Genomic DNA, 17372 nt, shown 5'->3' on the forward strand with positions numbered 1-17372 from the left:
AAACCTTCTTAAATCTTCGGATCAAAATATATGAGCTGTATAAAACTCTGAATGTCATTAAAAGCAGTTACATCCTCTAGGGTGGTAATTACCGCAGAGTAACGTCCGGAGGGTAACGAAAGTGTTTTAATTTCTCTCACAGCCGTAGTTATATTTCTCTCTTTATAATAAAAGGATTGTGTTCCTTCATTCCCCACTGCGTTTATTTCCTCGTCAAAAAAAACCTTGCCGTCTTTAACCAGACGAAACGAAACGGGGGTTATAACCCCTCCCTTATAAATACTCCCAAACAACTCAAGCCGCCTTAGAATTTCTTGATAATCATTCCCTTTATCAAACAGCAGGGCAAACTGATAATCTCCAGCCTCGCTCTTGCTGAGTTCAAAATTAATCTCGACGGATTGACCAGAATACGACACATCAATCGGCTTATATATAGTATCAATGTGCTTAGAGCAGGCCATTAGTAAGGTGCAGCTCATAAAAACAATAATATTTCGCCAATTTTTAAATCTTTCATATACCTGTAATATTTTCATTTCATCACTCCAAATTTTGATATTTCCTTTGTTTATACTGATACCATTTTAAATCGCCTTAAATCTTCGGATTAAAATACGCAAACTCAACAAAACTCTCGATGTCATTAAAAGCAGGGACATCCTCCAGGGTAGTAATTACCGCAGAGTAACGTCCGGGGGGTAACGAAAATGTCTTAATTTCTCGCACAGCCGTATTTACCCTTCTCTCTTCGTAATAGAAGGACTGCCCCCCATCGTATCCCCCGGCGTTTATTTTTTCATCAAAAAAAACCTCGCCGTTTCTAACCAGATGAAGAGAAACGGGAGTTGTCACCCCGTCATCATCAATACTCCCAAATAACTCATCTCTCCTGTTCATTTCATCATGACCATCTCCTCTAGCAAACAGCAGGACAAACTGATAATTTCCTCCCTTGCTGATTTCAAAATCAATTTTGACTGACTGACCAGACTGCGTCACATCAATCGGTTTGTATATATCAATGAACTTAGAGCAAGCCATTAATAATGTACAGCTCATAAAAATAATAATATTTCGCCAATTTTTAAACCTTTCATGTACCCGTAATATCTTCATCACGTCACTCCAAATTTTGATATTTCCTTTGTTTATACCGATACCATTTTAAATCTTCGGATTAAAATAGATGAGCTCTACAAAACTCTCAATGCCATTAAAAGCGGGGACATCCTCCAAGGTGGTAATGACAGCAGAATAACGCCCAGGGGGTAACGAAAGTGTTTTAATTTCTCGCACAGCCGTATTTATCCTTCTCTCTTCATAATAGAAGGCTTCCACACCATCAAACCTCACTACGTTTATTTCCTTGTCAAAAAAAATCTTACCATCTTTAACTAGACGGAACGAAATGGGGATTGCAACCCCATCATGATCAATATTCCCGAACAACTTAAATCTCCTGTCCATTTCATCATAATCATCCGTGGTAGCAAACAGCAGAGCAAACTGATAATCTCCAGCCTGTCTCTTGCTGAGTTCAAAATTAATCTCGACGGATTGACCAGAATGCGACACATCAATCGGTTTGCGTATAGTCTCAATGTGCTTAGAGCATGCCATTAATAAGGTGCAGCTCATAAAAATAATAATGTTGCGCCAGTTTTTAAACCTTTCATAAACCTGTAATAATTTCATCACGTCACTCCCAATTTTGATATTTTCTTTGTTTATATTAATACCCGTTTAAATCTTAGGATTAAAATAAGTGAGCTCTACAAAACTCTCAATGCTATTAAAATCGGGGACATCCTCCAGGGTGGTAATGACAGCAGAGTAACGTCCGGGGGGTAACGAAAATGTTTTAATTTCTCGCACAGCCGTAGTTATACTTCTCCCTTCGTAATCGAAGCTACGTCCCCCTGCGTTTATTTTCTCGTCAAAAAAACCTCGCCGTTTCTAACCAAATGAAGCGAAACGGGGGTTATCACTCCGTCCTTATCAATACTACCGAATAATTCAAGCCGCCTTTTCATTTCATCATCATCCCCTTTATCAAACAGCAGAGCAAACTGATAATCCCCAGCCTTTCGCTTACTGAGTTCAAAATTAATCTCAACGGATTGCCCAAAATGCGGCACATCAATCGGTTTGTATATAGTATCAATGTACTTAGAACATGCCATTAATAATGTACAGCTCATAAAAACAATAATATTTCGCCAATTTTTAAATCTTTCATATACCTGTAATATTTTCATTTCATCACTCCAAATTTTAATATTTCCTTTGTTTATACCGATACCATTTTAAATCTTCTTAAATCTTAGGATTAAAATAGGTGAGCTCTACAAAACTCTCAATGCCATTAAAATCAGGGACATCCTCCAGGGTGGTAATTACCGCAGAGTAACGTCCGGGGGGTAACGAAAATGTTTTAATTTCTCGCACAACCGTATTTACCCTTCTCTCTTCGTAATAGAAAGCGTGCCCCCAAGCATATCCCCCTGCGTTTATTTTCTTGTCAAAGAAAACCTGGCCGTTTCTAACCAAATGAAGCGAAACGGGAGTTGTCATCCCGTCATCATCAATACTCCCAAATAACTCATCTCGCCTGTTCATTTCATCATGACCATGCCCTCTAGCAAACAGCAGGGCAAACTGATAATCTCCTTTCTTTCTGATTTCAAAATCAATTTTGACTGACTGACCAGACTTCGACACGTCAATCGGTCTGTATATATTGATGGGCTCAGAACATGCCACTAACCAGGCACAACTTAAAAAAATCATAATATTGCGCCAGTTTTTTAACCTTTCATGTACCCGTAATACTTTCATCACGTCACTCCCAATTTTGATATTTTCTTTGTTTATACTGATACCATTTTAAATCTTATTAAATCTTCGGATCGTAATGGGTGAGCTCGACAAAACTCTCAATACCATTAAAAACAGGTACATCCTCCAGGGTGGTAATTACCGCAGAGTAGCGTCCGGGAGATAACGAAAATGTTTTAATTTCTCGCACCGCCGTGGTTATACTCCTTTCTTCGTAATCGAAGGTACGTCCCCAGCCATATCCCCCAGCGTTTATTTTCTCATCAAAGAAAACCTTTCCATCTTTAACTATCTGAAGTGAAACAGGGGTTATTATCCCGTTCCTATCAATATCTCCAAACAACTCAAGCCGCCTTTTCATTTCCTCATAGTCATCCCCTTTATCAAACAACAGGGCAAACTGATAATTTCCTTTCTTGCTGATTTCAAAATCAATTTTGATTGATTGACCAGACCTCGTTACATCAATCGGTCTGTATATATCAATGGGCTTAGAACATGCCATTAATAAGTGCAACGCTATTAATCTGTTTTTAATTCCACACTGACTGACATACTTGGCGATTAAATAAATGGTTATTTTGTATTTTCCATTCATATTAAATGATGAAAGCGCGCCCCAAAAGTTAGACATTTTGCCTGTCGAAAGACAGAAATCCTCATATGGGGCACTTACATTTAAACGACGCGATTCACCTATTTATGAAGACCCGCGATAACCATCGCGGGCCTTGTTACCGATCAGTGCCAGTTGGCGGCCAGTACAGGTTGCAGCCGCTGTTGTTCGACATCGCCGAGCATTGCGGTCGCAGGCGCTGGCGGCGCGAATGCAGCCATAGCCTGAACAAGGTGTTCGACATCACTGTCCATCAACCGATGACCGTTACCGGCCATGATACTACCTGGTCGTTCGGGGTGACTGGAATACCAATTATGCAGCGTTACCTCCTGCTTGCTGCCAATGACCGAAATTTGCAGATCCTGCCCTTCATGCTGGAACCACAGACGCTCAGGGCTGATATCCTTTCCGAACACCAAGTTCCCCATCTCACCACTAAATTCCAAATCGTTGTCCCCATGCCCGACTTCTACCGTCGACATAGTGCCACTAGTCACAATATTGTTATGACCATCCCCGACTTTCACTTTCAACATCATACCGCTGGTCACGATATGGTTATCACCATTCCCTACGTCTACCGTCGACATCTCACCTTTGGTCACGATATGGTTATGACCATCCCCGACTTTTACTTTCGTGAAGGTTCCCGACGCTTTAATGGTATTGTTGCCATGTCCGACTGTGAGTTTGTCGACATTGCCGACAATGACATTGTTACCATTACCTAGCGTGATATTGGACATCCGTCCCGTCACATTAACCTTGTTATCACCGCTGCCGGCAACCACTTTGCCACCTATAGCTTCCACATTGATAGTCTTGCTCTCGTCCCCCAAAGTAACCTCGCCAAAGGGGACTTCGACCGTAATGGAATTAGGATCAGTAGTCACTGGTGTAGGTTCCACCGCTGGCTCGATTTTCGGAACGCGGGGCATTAGGTGTAGTTCAAAAGGAGGGATACTGATCGCTTCCCGCTCAGGGGTAACAGCCCGTTCAAACTTAGACATATCAATCGGTTCAACTTTAGGAAAAGTGAACGGTTCAAACTTAATCGGTTCCCACTGAGGAATAGTGATCGGTGTTAATGCGTCCGGGAAAGTCACCGTCGGTTTATCAGGAGATTGCGTCACCACGGGTCCGACTGTTGGCACCAAATCCGGCGAAGGCTCCGCAAAGAGAAAATCGGCCGCATCGACCTGCGAAATATCCAGGGTATCGAGATACAGCAACTTCACGTTTGAATCACTACCGCTGGCCCCATTAAAGGTAACGTCAACGCCATGAATTTGTGACAGGCCGTTGATCGTGCCACGATGACTCTTAGCGATGGTGAGTTGGCTGAAATCAGTGATTCCGGTTTGACGCAAATCAATTTTATCAATGCCGTGACGGAATCCACGTAATGCATTCTGGTAGTTCTTAACGCCCGGTTGGGCAGCCACTACGAAAACATCTGACGCCGCACTGTCATGACTATAGATTGTCCCATTCAGGCTAAATTTCATCTGACCCTGAGCATCGCTAGTAAGCATGACGCCCTTACCGCCGCCCTTGAGGATCACGGTTCCCAAACCTTCTTGTGGCTGGAGCGTTGAGGCGTCACTACTCGTGTAAGCCATCGGGGCGATAAAGGTGTTCTGGAACTTGAAGTTCGCCGCACCGATCCCGGCGAGTGTCTGATTTTTCAGGACAATACTCTGCCCCTTATCCAGATCGACCTTAACATCCGCCCCCTGCTGCGTCAGCAACAGATCGGCAAATGTTTTGCCTCCAAATCCGACCAGATCGATGATTTCGCCACGAGCGGCCTCGAAGTTGCTGATGATATCGCTGCCTGTCTCACGGCGGTGGACCACAAAGAAGTCCTTACCCGCACCGCCTGCCAGTGTGTTGTTTCCACGCCCGCCATCAAGCAATGCATCGGCATTACCCGCAACCAGCATATCGTTGCCATCGCCGGTGATAATGTTCTGAATGCCCGACGGATCCTTTATCGTCAACGCTGCGCCGCCAATACTGGCAACACCGGTTAGCAAGTTGACTGAGGTATCCCGCGAAACAGCCGCCGCATTGAGGGTATTACGCCCACCCGCTACGCCATTGACCGCGTCATCCAACACCGCGCGGTTGGCCTGACCGACCACCGACTGGATATATTCGTCGGTGTAAAAGTAAGTGTCATCCGGGGTGCTCTTACTGCCGTACAAACGTAGCGACCAGCCATTTAATGTAACCGGCAGGCCGGAATTCGCATCGGTCACTTGGAGGGTCCAGTTGCCAGCCGAGCGTTCGCCAAAATCATGGGTCGACATAAAGCTGTACTTGAACGTCCCCGACTGGCTACTACCCAGATCGCTCGCACTCGCGCCCGGCATGCCGTCTGGAACCTTACCTTGACGATTGAGCAATAGGCTCTGAGTGCCATCGGGAGAGATCAGTTTGAGCGTTAGATCGCCAAGACGGCCTACTTGGGCGTCAAAATCGATCTCGACATGCTCGACATTCAGACCGGCATTCATGGCGATAGACGACGTCAGCGTCCCACCCGCAGCCAAGGTTTTCCCCAGAGGGCCGCTGGATGCGCTATAGACGTACTCGTTGGCAGCGGTGCTTTGAGTCATCCAAGACTCGGCCAAACGAACAGCGGCTCGCGCATCGACTTGACCAAAACCGTAATCGTTGCTGGTATGCATGCCGCCGCCATTCCAGCTATGGCTGTTATTATCGTTCCATTTGGTAGATGGGTCATTGATCTTGCGAGCGGATAGAGCAAGGATCTGCTGCACATCCCGATAACCTAAGTTCGGGTTGGCCTCAAGCATCAGCGCAACAACACCGGAAATTATCGGAGCGGCAAAGCTGGTGCCTTGCATGCTGGTGTAGTCATTGCCGAAAGTTGAGCCACGTTCGGTTTTCAGCATATGGCTGGTAGACACGACATTGCTGCCCGGCGCCGAAACCAACAGGCTAGCTCCCGGATTGGAGAATGGTGAGGAACCAATCTGCAAAGTCGATAAATCGCCCTGTGCGTTAATTGCACCGACTTCCACCGAAAAGCGGTTGTTATTGGTCAGCGACCCTTGGGCATTGCCGCCTTCTGCACGATTGTTGCCGCCCGCCGTCACGATAACGGTACCCAATCCGCCACGACCATTAGCCGCTGCGTACTGCGCATTCATACTCAGCGACGCGGCGGTATTTATAGAGCCATCCTGAAAGCTGCTGAGCGCGAAATCGTTGGTAAATCCCCAGCTATTGTTAGCAACGTCAAAACTGACCATATGCCCCAGTCCCGCAAGATCAGCACCGTCATTAGCCAGATAATAGCCGCCCAACGTAGCATCATGGGCAACCCCGACGCCGCCTGTACTATTCTTTGCCGCGACCATCACACCCGCCACCATTGTCGCGTGGTTGGAGACCACGTCCGGCAAGGCGCCATTGGTTTGTTGAGTCTGCAACCAAGCTTTATCGACATTCGCCGCAAGGTCAGGGTGATTGATATCAAAGATTTCAGGCGCGGTGGCAAACTTACCGCCCGGCTCGAACTGACCAATGCGTACCCCCTTGCCGGTGTAGTCCTTCCAGACCGGCAGAATGTTGGCATCGCTCAGATACCATTGCTGAGCAGCCAATGGATCGAGAGGAACTTCCGGGGTCAGTAATGTGACAGGAGCACGCATCGGCGCAGTCTCCCCGCTGTTCAGGTCTACTACCGATGCCGAAGGATTACCGGCCGCATCAGTGACACCGTATTTGAAGCTGATCAGGCCAGTGTAACGCGGGTCCGGCGTAAACAAGACATCGCCTTGGGCTGTGAGTTTGACCGTACCACCTATCGCATCACCAACATTGGCAATGCGCAAGGCTCCCTGACTGTTAAGGTGTTGATCGTTAGCCAACAGACTTTCTGCGGAAATCAGATGTGGCTGAGTACGATCAAAAATCTTGCCGTCCTTGTCGTGGGTAAGGACATCCTCGACAGGCATAGCATCAGGTATTTGTAAATCAACAGCCGAAATATCTGAAAAATTAAGTTTCTGGATATTTTTCAGCGTTACCGTGCCGTCACGTCCGGCGACCTTGTCGGCCACGATATATCCGCTGTCAGTACGGGTGATGCGATAGTCGCCGTGATTACCGTGCAGGCTGACGATGTTGATCCCACCATCCCCATCAATCGTAGCATTGCCGTGCCCCACTTCGATCACGTCGTCACCAAAGCCTCCAAAAATCTTATCATCGCCGCCGCCAGCGTGAATAATGCTGCCGCCTTCGGAAGCATAGATTGTGTCACCCTGAGGACCGGCATAAATAACCGACTTGCCACTGCCACCAATGATAGTGTTGTGCCCGCTGCCGCCGACTAGGACGTCGTTACCCATGCCACCGACCAGCACCGAATCACCAGAACCGCCCTTGATAAAGACACCATTGGCTCCACCGCTTCTGATGACATCACTGCCGCTCCCGCCTTGAGCCATAGTTAAACCGGCTTGAGCCATGTTCAGCTCCACGCCTTTTTTGCCGACAATGATCGCCGTATCGTGCCCGCCATTGCCGTGAATGTTTTTCGTATCGTCAGAAGCGCTGATGACAAAAACGTCATCGCCGACACCACCGACATAGGTATTGTTCCCTGCGCCCCCGACCAGCCAGCTACCAGTTTTTGCCGCAATCAACGTATCATTGCCGCTGCCACCATACAGATTGCTTACTCCCAGTTGCTCAGCATTTAGGGTTTCATCTGTTTCACTCTGGCTGGCGTAAGCCGTGGTAGTGATATCGTTGGTGGTGGAAGTCACTTTCGTACCAGCCCCCTGAGTGCTCAGGGTGTTGCTAACGGTATCACCAAGAAAATCAACGGCTAGCATTTCCTGAGTTTTACCATTGATAGTAAACGACCCACTGGCAACAACTTTATTCCCATCACGGACTTCCGTTTTGTTCGAAGCCCGGACGTTTATCTGGGTAATACCCAATTCCGCCAGTGTCTTGAGTTCGCCTACACCGACTTTCGCATCGCGGGTACTATCGACCCAAACCCGCAGCTTGCTCCAGATCGGGTCAGTCTGATCAATCACTCCGTCTTTATTGGCATCTTCACTGGCTAAAGCACCGAAACCCTCCTTGAATTTTTTTTCGCCCGCGGCACCGTTTATTCCGGCCTTACCACCGTAGTATTCGGAGAACATCTGGCTGGCATTTTTTATCTGACCGCTACCATCGTCGATCACCAATATCCCGGTATTGCGATCCGCCCAGCCGCTGCGCTTAAGCGTGCCGCTGTTATCCATGTCGAACAGCACGCCGTCACGAATGTCGGTCATGTGCACACCATTGCCGCTCAGATCCAATAACAGCGGGTCAACATAAGTGTTAAACGTTGTCATCGCCGACAAGCCGTTCAACGTCACAGCGTTGCGCAGGCTGGTATCCTGTTTATTGCTGTTCAAGGTCAGGTCGAGGTAGAACTGCGATAAATAGGCGTTGGGCCGGACATTAGGGTCGAGCTGCATTTCACCAGGACGAATGCCGCCTGTGGCAAGGCTAGCCATCTGTGTTGAAGCGAAATCGGTTTTATTGAGAATGCCCGCGAGGGTGAATATTTTATGGGTCGCTGAATTTTGGATATAACCGTTGGTGACATCCTGCTGAGCCTTACTTTCTCCCTGAATCTGCCGCTGGGGTTGTGGAGAGGGCTTGATATCAATGTTAATCAAATTTGTCGATGGTGGGCGAGTATGTATGTCGTCTACTCCAAGCCATAAACATTGCATGCCGCCTTTTTCTTCATAATACTCACCATGACGAGTCAGGTTGTCACGAATGATTTGAGCTCCATGCTTAGTAAACATCTTCTGCAAATCATCAACATTATTATTAGGCCACAGATCTCCTTGAAAATCTTTACGACTGAATCCAAAAAAATCTTTACGACTGTATCCAATGACCTTTAATGATGCAAACACGAAATCCACGCAACTGTTGGTGAGCAACCTGTAACGCTCAACATCAAATTCTTCTGGCTTTGGATTTTGTGAAAATTTGCTTAACTTGTTGTACTGATCTTCAGTTAAGGCTACGGTAACTTCATAAGAAGTTTGTTGGTAGGCAGCATTATCAAAATTGGTTATCTTCCCTTCGCCAGACATTTCATCATACACTGACTCGAAACCAACACTCTTTTTATTTCCGTCCCCGTCATTTAAAACATACCACATATGACCGCCGGATGAAGAATGTACGTCTCCCGCCTTGTGCTTTCCCTTATCAGCCTGATAAATATATTTCGCCCCCATCGGAGCAACCTTATATGTTACAGTATAGTTCTTTGCCACTGTTGATATTTCCTTTGTTTATATTAATACCATTTTAAATCTTCGGATTAAAATATGTGAGCTGTACAAAACCCTGAATGCCATTAAAAGCAGAGACATCTTCCAATGTAGTAATTACCGCAGAATAACGTCCGGAGGGTAACGAAAGTGTTTTAATTTCTCGCACAGCCGTATTTATCCTTCTCTCTTCATAATAGAAGGCTTGCACACCATCAAGCCTCACTACGTTTATTTCCTTGTCAAAAAAAATATTACCATCTTTAACTAGACGGAACGAAATGGGGATTGCAACCCCATCATGATCAATATTCCCGAACAACTTAAATCTCCTTTTCATTTCATCATAATCATCCGTGGTAGCAAACAGCAGGGCAAACTGATAATCTCCAGCCTGTCTCTTGCTGAGTTCAAAATTAATCTCGACGGTTCGACCAGAATGCGACACATCAATCGGTTTGCGTATAGTCTCAATGTGCTTAGAGCAGGCCATTAATAAGGTGCAACTCATAAAAACAATAATATTTCGCCAGTTTTTTAACCTTTCGTGTACTTGTAATATTTTCATTTCTTCACTCAAAATTTTGATATTTTCTTTGTTTATATTAATACCCGTTTAAATCTTCGGCTTGAAATAAGTGAGCTCTACAAAACTCTCAATGCCATTAAAAGCGGGGACATCCTCCAAGGTGGTAATGACAGCAGAATAACGCCCAGGAGGTAACGAAAGTGTTTTAATTTCTCGCACAGCCGTAGTTATCCTTCTCCCTTCGAAATCAAAGCTACGTCCCCAGCTACGTCCCCCTGCGTTTATTTTCTCGTCAAAAAAAACCTCTCCGTTTCTAACCAAATGAAGCGAAACGGGGGTTATAACTCCGTCCTTATCAATATAACCGAATAATTCAAGCCGCCTTTTCATTTCATCATCATCCCCTTTATCAAACAGCAGAGCAAACTGATAATCTCCAACCTTGCTGATTTCAAAATCAATTTTTACTGATTGACCAGACTTCGATACGTCAATTGGTCTGTATATATCAATGAACTTAGAGCATGCCATTAATAAGGTACAGCTCATAAAAATAATAATATTTCGCCAGTTTTTTAACCTTTCGTGTACCTGTAATACTTTCATTTCATCACTCCAAATTTTAATATTTCCTTTGTTTATACCGATACCATTTTAAATCTTCTTAAATTTTCGGATTGTAATAAGTGAACTCGACAAAACTCTCAATTCCATTAAAAGCAGGGACATCCTCCAGGGTGGTAATTACCGCAGAGTAACGTCCGGGGGGTAACGAAAATGTTTTAATTTCTCTCACCGCCGTATTTACCAATCTCATTTCGTAATAGAAAGATTTCCACCCATCAAGCCCCACCGCATTTATTTTCTCGTCAAGAAAAACCTTGCCGTCCTTAACCAGACGAAGCGAAACAGGAATTGCCACTCCATCATGATCAATATTTCCAAACAACTTACGTAGTCGTTCCCTTTCATCATGACTACGGCCAGTGGAAAACAGCAGGGCAAACTGATAATCTCCAGCCTTTCTCTTGCTGAGTTCAAAATTAACCTCGACGGATTGACCAGAATGCGACACATCAATTGGTTTGCGTATAGTCTCAATGTGCTTAGAGCAGGCCATTAATAATGTACAGCTCATAAAAACAATAATATTTCGCCAATTTTTAAATCTTTCATATACCTGTAACATTTTCATTTCATCACTCCAAATTTTGATATTTCCTTTGTTTATATTAATACCCGTTTAAATCTTAGGATTAAAATAAGTGAACTCGACAAAACTCTCAATTCCATTAAAAGCAGGGACATCCTCCAGGGTGGTAATTACCACAGAGTAACGTCCAGGGGGTAATATAAGTGTTTTAATATCACGCACCGTCGTATTTACCCTTCTCTCGTTGTAATAAAAGGATCGTATTCCTTCGCTTCCCACCGTATTTATTTCCTTATCAAAAAAAACCTTGCCGTCTTTAACCAGACGAAGCGAAACGGGGACGGAAACCCCATCCTTATCAATATTTCCGAACAACTTATCTCGCCTTTGCATTTCATAGAAACCATCCCCATTAGCAAACAGCAAGGCAAACTGATAATTTCCAGCTTTGCGCTTGCTGAGTTCAAAATTAATCTCAACGGATTGCCCAAAATGCGGCACATCAATCGGTTTGTATATAGTATCAATGTACTTAGAACATGCCATTAATAAGGTGCAGATCATAAAAATAATAATATTTCGCCAGTTTTTTAACCTTTCGTGTACCTGTAATACTTTCATTTCATCACTCCCAATTTTGATATTTCCTTTGTTTATACCGATACCATTTTAAACCTTCTTAAATCTTCGGATTAAAATACGCAAGCTCTAAAAAACTCTCAATGCCATTAAAAGCGGGGACATCCTCCAGGGTAGTAATTACCGCAGAGTAACGTCCGGGAGGTAACTCCAGTATTTTAATGTTTCGCACCGTCGTATTTACCCTTCTCTCTTTGTAATAGACTGTACTCCCCCAACCGCTTCCCACAGCATTTATTTTCTCGTCAAGAAAAACCTTGCCGTCCTTAACCAGACGAAGCGAAACGGGGATTGCAATCCCGTCCTTATCAATACTCCCAAACAACTTATCCCGCCTTCTCATTTCATCAAGACCACGCCCAGTAGCAAACAGCAAGGCAAACTGATAATCTCCAGCCTTTCTCTTGCTGAGTTCAAAATTAACCTCGACGGATTGACCCAAATGCGACACATCAATCGGTCTGTATATATTGATGGGCTCAGAACATGCCACTAACCAGGCACAACTTAAAAAAATCATAATATTGCGCCAGTTTTTTAACCTTTCATTTACCCGTAATATTTTCATCACGTCACTCCAAATTTTAATATTTTCTTTGTTTATACTTATCGTGCTTCAATAAGCATTATTAAATCGGTGGTAGTTTATATCTGCTTATGCGCCTACTGAAGGCGCATAATTACTGAATTTAGAATCGGTCAAAATCTCCACCGGATTAATATTATCTACTCTCAACGCTGGGAATAGAGCTGCTATAACAGATTGTAGAACTGACCATTTAATACACTATCCGTAACATGTACAAAGCTCTCAATGCCATTAACTGAATACACTATCCGTAATATGTACAAAGCTCTCAATGCCATTAAAAGCTGGCACATCTTCCAGAGTGGTAATTACCATCGAGTAATGTCCGGGAGTGAACTGAAATATGTCAATAGTACGTACCGCCGTATCTATCTTTTTCTCTTTATAATGGACGGTATGCACCAGCGTTGCACCCACTGTGTTTATTTCCTCGTCAAAAAGAACTTTGCCGTCTTTAACCAGACGAAAAGTAATAGGTATGGCAACTCCATCAACATGAGCACGAAATAACTCAGATCGCCTTTCTTTTTCCTCCTGACTATCCCCAATCGCAAATAACAGAGAAACCCGATATTCTCTAATCTTGCTGATTTCAAAATCAATTTTGATTGATTGACCAGACCGCGTTACATCAATCGGTTTATATATATCAATGGGCTTAGAACAGGCCATTAATAAGGTGCAACTCATGAAAATAATAATATTGCGCCAGTGTTTGAACCTTTCGTGTACCCGTAATACTTTCATCAAGTCACTCCAAACAAAGTAAGACTGCGAAAAACCCTTTGACCATTAACAATAACTTATCTCAAACACGGAAAACGGTGAGTATAGCGAACCGGGTTCACAGAGCTGCCCCCACGAGCCGCCGTTCTCTTACCGTTCTCTCAGGCTTTCATCCAGATGCTGCTGCAATGGGCTTAAGAAGTAATCGATCACTCGACGTTGATCGGTTTTTATTTCTGCCGTGATCGACATGCCCGGAGACAGCGCGACTCGCTGACCATTGACCAGCACGTGATCAGACTTCAAGCGAATACGGCTGCTATAGATAAGCCCACGTTTTTCATCCTCGATAGCGTCGTTCGATACGTTGAGCACTTCGCCGTCAACAGTGCCGTACTTGGTAAAAGTGAAGGTTTCCACTTTGACAGTGACCGGTTGACCAACGTGGACGAAACCCACATCCTTGTTTTCCAGCATGGCTTCCACTTCTACCGGTTGGTCTGCGGGAACAATAACCATCAGCGGCTGTGCCGGTGTTACCACACCACCGACGGTATGGATAGCAAGTTGTTGAACTGTGCCAGCCACCGGGGCTTTGAGGCTGGTCAGGGTTTCATGGTAACGGGCCTTCGCCAGCTCCTGAACCAAGGTTGCTGCTTTTTTGTTGGCTTCCTGTTGCAGGTCGAGCATGGCGCGGCGATTTTGCGCAACAACAGCCTCACGCCGACGTCGCGCTTCGTCCCGAGCGGCGGTGTGCTGCAAGACACTGGCCTGCTGTACGCTTAACTGGCGTTGCAGATCCAATCGCGTCTGCTCTTTTTCCAGATATGCATGCCGCGATACATACTGTTTTGTTAATAACCGTTGGTAATCCTCAGCCAATCGCGTAGCAATCGGTAACGTTTTTCGCAGGCTAGCCACCTGAGACTGGGCAGACTGAATTTCGGCGCTGCGTTGGAGGATTTCTGCGTCCACCAACTCTAGGTTGCTGCGGTATTCCTGGTATTGTCCTTGAAGCCAGCGCTGAGCACTGAGCACCTGCTCAGGGTTGGCGTTGGCAATCGTCCCTACCAGCGACGCCGGCGACTGTTGCTGATTGATAGCATCAAGCATAGCGGCACTCCGCGCACTGTCGATACGAGCAGCCAGCAGCTCACTCTGGACCCGGCTGACGTCGGCGCTCGCCGCCGTCGGGTCGAGTTCGACCAACAACTCGCCGACTTTCACCGTTTGACCGTCATTGACGTGGATCGCTCTGACCACCGCCGTTTCGCTGGATTGAATCAACTTGGTCTTGCCATTGGGAACGACCTTTCCCGGGGCAATAGCCACTACCTCGATTTTGCCAATGTAGGCCCAGAGCAACGCCAATACAGCGAAACCCATAATGCTCCAGGTGAAAATTCTCGGTGCTGGGTGAACCGGTGTTTCCTGCAACTCCAAAGCCGTCGGTAAAAACTGTAATTCATGAGCGAGTCGCGGCGACACGTCCATGCTTTTACGTTGGCGCCAAGACTGACTCCACGCGTGACGATAACGCTGCAATAAAGAGAGGGTGGCGCTCATGCGAAATTATTTTCCTTGAATCGGAGTATATTTATCTTGATCACTTCTGCCTCTGACTGTGTTATTAGCCATTGATTGTGTTATTAACCGTTGATTGTGTTATTAGCCGTTTTCATCGCACTTTCCGGGAAATGGAAGCCTCTTAGCCTTGCTGCATTTGATACAACCGTGAATAGTGGCCGTCCTGACGCGCCAGTAACTCGGCGTGGGCCCCCTGTTCAACGATCTGCCCGCGATCCATCACAAGGATACGATGCGCGTCGCGTACAGCGGACAACCGATGAGCGATAATGATGACCGTGCGCCCCTTGCAAATGCTTTGCATGTTCTGCTGCACCACTCGTTCAGACTCGTAGTCCAGCGCACTGGTCGCCTCGTCGAAAATCAAAATGCGAGGATTGCCGATCAAAGCTCGGGCAATGGCTACCCGTTGCCGTTGACCGCCCGAAAGTGACGCTCCGTGCTCACCCACAATGGTGTCGTAACCTTCGGGCAGTTCAAGGATGAATTCATGGGCTCCAGCCATACGGGCGGCATGCATGACCACGTCGAGCGGCGCACCCGGATCGCTCAAGGCAATGTTTTCACGAATGCTGCGGTTGAATAGCATATTGTCCTGCAACACCACACCAATCTGCCGACGCAGCGAGGACACATCAGCCAATGCCAAGTCCATGCCATCGACCATGACCCGTCCACGCTCAGGAACATAAAGCCGCTGCAACAAGCGGGTCAGGGTGCTTTTACCGGAACCGGAGCGGCCCACCACACCAATGATTTCTCCCGCGCCAATGGCCAAGTTGATTCCGCGCAACACCTCAGAACCATCAGCCCGATAACGAAAATGCACCTGTTCGAACTCTATCCGCCCCTTGAGCGGCGGTACCGTGCTACGTGTAGCCTGAGACAATTCAGTACGGGAATTAAGGATGTCTCCCAGACGCTGCACTGAGACCCCAGTCTGCTGGAAGCTGGTCCACAGTTGCGCCAGACGCATGATAGGGCCGCTGACACGACCGGCCAGCATATTGAATGCGATCAATTCCCCCACCGATAGCTGCCCCTCTATCACGAGACGCGCACCGAGCCAGAGTGTGGCGACCGTCACTAACTTGCCAATAAGCGAGACGCTTTCATTGGCGATAGTGGATAAGGTCTGTGTTTTGAAACCTGCGGCAACATAAGCCGCCAGTTGGTTGTCCCACTTGCGGATGGCCTGCGGTTCAACCGCCATTGATTTTAGGGTATCGATGCCATTTACCGTTTCGACAAGGAATGCCTGATTCTCGGCGTTACGTGTGAAGCTATCCTGTAATCGCTTACGCAAGAGAGGTGTAACCACCCCCGAAACGAGTGCATAGAGCGGCAATGATAACACCACAACGAGGGTCAACCAGCCGCTGTAATAGAACATCACAAGGATGAACACTAGAGAAAAAAGCACGTCGAGCATCAGGGTAATGGCGTTGCCAGTGAGGAAGCTGCGGATGTTTTCCAGTTCGCGTACACGCGCCACAGAATCACCGACTCTCCTGGCCTGGAAGTAAGCCAGCGGCAGATTAATCAAGTGCCGAAACAGATTCGATCCCAACTCCACATCAATACGGCTGGTCGTATGGGTAAACACGTAGCTACGCAGACCGCTCAGGGCCGACTCGAACAGCATGATACCCAGCAATCCCGTCGCGATAACATCCAGTGTGGTTAGGCCGTGGTGCACCAGTACTTTGTCCATGACCACCTGAAAGAACAACGGAGTCACCAGAGCAAATAGCTGCAAGGCAAAAGACCCCAGCAAAACTTCACCCAACAACTTGCGGTATTTGACGATAGCCGGGATAAACCAAGTGAAGTCAAAGCGTGAAGTCTCGCCGGACAGACTGTTACTGGAACGCACCAGCACCAGTTGCCCTGTCCAACGCTGCTCAAGCCCCTCGAAGCTGATAACTTCTGGGCGCGCCGAACGTGGGTCCTGAATCAGAGCCTGTTCTTTATCCAGCTTAGCCAAAATAAAAAACTTCCCATCTTTGTCAATGGCAATGGCGGGCAATGGAGTATGTTCAAGTCTGGCAAGTGTTGTGTGTACAGCCTTGGCTTTCAGCCCTGAATGACGAGCAGCCAGCAGCAGCTCCTTCAAGGTAAGACCTTGGTTGGAAGTAGAAAATTCGTGTGAAAGTTGTTCAATCGATATAGCTATGTTGTGAAACCTGGCCAACATGGCCAAGCAAATCAGGCCGGTATCCAGCTCCGGGGAAGAGTGGGGTGACTCAGTACTCATTTCATTATCTTGCATCAGACAACTTAATCCTTAAATCAAAAATCTGGATATTCATCTCACCCCTAGCAAGCTATCCAGACATATCCGTAAT

General features: G+C 46.4%; 14 protein-coding genes and 1 pseudogene. All 15 read right to left on the bottom strand.

Annotated features, from left to right (window positions below):
* Positions 1-8: 8 nt before the first annotated feature.
* Positions 9-539: a DUF5625 family protein gene (locus D3222_RS12895; RefSeq protein ID WP_118986532.1), complete on the bottom strand. Its 531-nt coding sequence runs from the start codon at positions 537-539 to the stop codon at positions 9-11.
* A gap of 58 nt (positions 540-597) precedes the next feature.
* Complete coding sequence (locus D3222_RS12900) at positions 598-1119, bottom strand: DUF5625 family protein (RefSeq protein WP_118986533.1); 522 nt, start codon at positions 1117-1119, stop codon at positions 598-600.
* A gap of 48 nt (positions 1120-1167) precedes the next feature.
* On the bottom strand, positions 1168-1698 hold the full coding sequence (locus D3222_RS12905) for a DUF5625 family protein (RefSeq protein WP_118986534.1): 531 nt from the start codon (positions 1696-1698) through the stop codon (positions 1168-1170).
* 48 nt (positions 1699-1746) lie between these two features.
* Positions 1747-2261: pseudogene (locus D3222_RS12910) on the bottom strand (DUF5625 family protein).
* A 58-nt stretch (positions 2262-2319) separates the two neighbouring features.
* Entirely contained in the window at positions 2320-2841 is a 522-nt protein-coding gene (locus D3222_RS12915; RefSeq protein WP_118986535.1) for a DUF5625 family protein, read from the bottom strand.
* A 58-nt stretch (positions 2842-2899) separates the two neighbouring features.
* A complete protein-coding gene (locus D3222_RS12920) occupies positions 2900-3475 on the bottom strand; it encodes a DUF5625 family protein (protein ID WP_232832507.1) in 576 nt (191 codons plus the stop codon).
* A 107-nt stretch (positions 3476-3582) separates the two neighbouring features.
* Positions 3583-9804 (bottom strand): S8 family serine peptidase, encoded by a 6222-nt coding sequence (locus tag D3222_RS12925; RefSeq protein ID WP_118986536.1) that lies wholly within the window; start codon positions 9802-9804, stop codon positions 3583-3585.
* A 34-nt stretch (positions 9805-9838) separates the two neighbouring features.
* Positions 9839-10369 carry a DUF5625 family protein gene (locus D3222_RS12930; protein ID WP_118986537.1) on the bottom strand — a complete coding sequence of 177 codons (531 nt, stop codon included), beginning with the start codon at positions 10367-10369 and terminating at the stop codon, positions 9839-9841.
* Positions 10370-10417: 48 nt separating this feature from the next.
* Positions 10418-10936 carry a DUF5625 family protein gene (locus tag D3222_RS12935; RefSeq protein ID WP_118986538.1) on the bottom strand — a complete coding sequence of 173 codons (519 nt, stop codon included), beginning with the start codon at positions 10934-10936 and terminating at the stop codon, positions 10418-10420.
* Between the two features lie 58 nt (positions 10937-10994).
* A complete protein-coding gene (locus D3222_RS12940; protein WP_118986539.1) occupies positions 10995-11525 on the bottom strand; it encodes a DUF5625 family protein in 531 nt (176 codons plus the stop codon).
* A gap of 48 nt (positions 11526-11573) precedes the next feature.
* Positions 11574-12104 carry a DUF5625 family protein gene (locus D3222_RS12945; protein ID WP_118986540.1) on the bottom strand — a complete coding sequence of 177 codons (531 nt, stop codon included), beginning with the start codon at positions 12102-12104 and terminating at the stop codon, positions 11574-11576.
* A gap of 58 nt (positions 12105-12162) precedes the next feature.
* Positions 12163-12690: a DUF5625 family protein gene (locus D3222_RS12950; RefSeq protein ID WP_118986541.1), complete on the bottom strand. Its 528-nt coding sequence runs from the start codon at positions 12688-12690 to the stop codon at positions 12163-12165.
* A 252-nt stretch (positions 12691-12942) separates the two neighbouring features.
* Positions 12943-13458: a DUF5625 family protein gene (locus D3222_RS12955; protein WP_118986542.1), complete on the bottom strand. Its 516-nt coding sequence runs from the start codon at positions 13456-13458 to the stop codon at positions 12943-12945.
* A gap of 129 nt (positions 13459-13587) precedes the next feature.
* On the bottom strand, positions 13588-15003 hold the full coding sequence (locus D3222_RS12960; protein ID WP_118986543.1) for an HlyD family type I secretion periplasmic adaptor subunit: 1416 nt from the start codon (positions 15001-15003) through the stop codon (positions 13588-13590).
* Positions 15004-15145: 142 nt separating this feature from the next.
* Positions 15146-17281, bottom strand: coding sequence for a type I secretion system permease/ATPase (locus D3222_RS12965; protein WP_198672808.1), 2136 nt, complete (start codon positions 17279-17281; stop codon positions 15146-15148).
* Between the last annotated feature and the right edge of the window lie 91 nt (positions 17282-17372).

It is taken from the genome of Photorhabdus sp. CRCIA-P01 (assembly GCF_003545805.1).
GTDB classification, from domain to species: Bacteria; Pseudomonadota; Gammaproteobacteria; order Enterobacterales; family Enterobacteriaceae; genus Photorhabdus; species Photorhabdus antumapuensis.

Excerpts from the sequence above, each read along its gene's own strand:
- D3222_RS12935 (WP_118986538.1), bottom strand. The coding sequence starts at position 10,936 with ATGAAAGTATTACAGGTACACGAAAGGTTAAAAAACTGGCGAAATATT.
- D3222_RS12920 (WP_232832507.1), bottom strand. The coding sequence starts at position 3,475 with ATGTCTAACTTTTGGGGCGCGCTTTCATCATTTAATATGAATGGAAAA.
- D3222_RS12895 (WP_118986532.1), bottom strand. The coding sequence starts at position 539 with ATGAAAATATTACAGGTATATGAAAGATTTAAAAATTGGCGAAATATT.
- D3222_RS12940 (WP_118986539.1), bottom strand. The coding sequence starts at position 11,525 with ATGAAAATGTTACAGGTATATGAAAGATTTAAAAATTGGCGAAATATT.
- D3222_RS12965 (WP_198672808.1), bottom strand. The coding sequence starts at position 17,281 with ATGAGTACTGAGTCACCCCACTCTTCCCCGGAGCTGGATACCGGCCTG.
- D3222_RS12950 (WP_118986541.1), bottom strand. The coding sequence starts at position 12,690 with ATGAAAATATTACGGGTAAATGAAAGGTTAAAAAACTGGCGCAATATT.
- D3222_RS12945 (WP_118986540.1), bottom strand. The coding sequence starts at position 12,104 with ATGAAAGTATTACAGGTACACGAAAGGTTAAAAAACTGGCGAAATATT.
- D3222_RS12930 (WP_118986537.1), bottom strand. The coding sequence starts at position 10,369 with ATGAAAATATTACAAGTACACGAAAGGTTAAAAAACTGGCGAAATATT.
- D3222_RS12905 (WP_118986534.1), bottom strand. The coding sequence starts at position 1,698 with ATGAAATTATTACAGGTTTATGAAAGGTTTAAAAACTGGCGCAACATT.
- D3222_RS12960 (WP_118986543.1), bottom strand. The coding sequence starts at position 15,003 with ATGAGCGCCACCCTCTCTTTATTGCAGCGTTATCGTCACGCGTGGAGT.
- D3222_RS12955 (WP_118986542.1), bottom strand. The coding sequence starts at position 13,458 with ATGAAAGTATTACGGGTACACGAAAGGTTCAAACACTGGCGCAATATT.
- D3222_RS12900 (WP_118986533.1), bottom strand. The coding sequence starts at position 1,119 with ATGAAGATATTACGGGTACATGAAAGGTTTAAAAATTGGCGAAATATT.
- D3222_RS12915 (WP_118986535.1), bottom strand. The coding sequence starts at position 2,841 with ATGAAAGTATTACGGGTACATGAAAGGTTAAAAAACTGGCGCAATATT.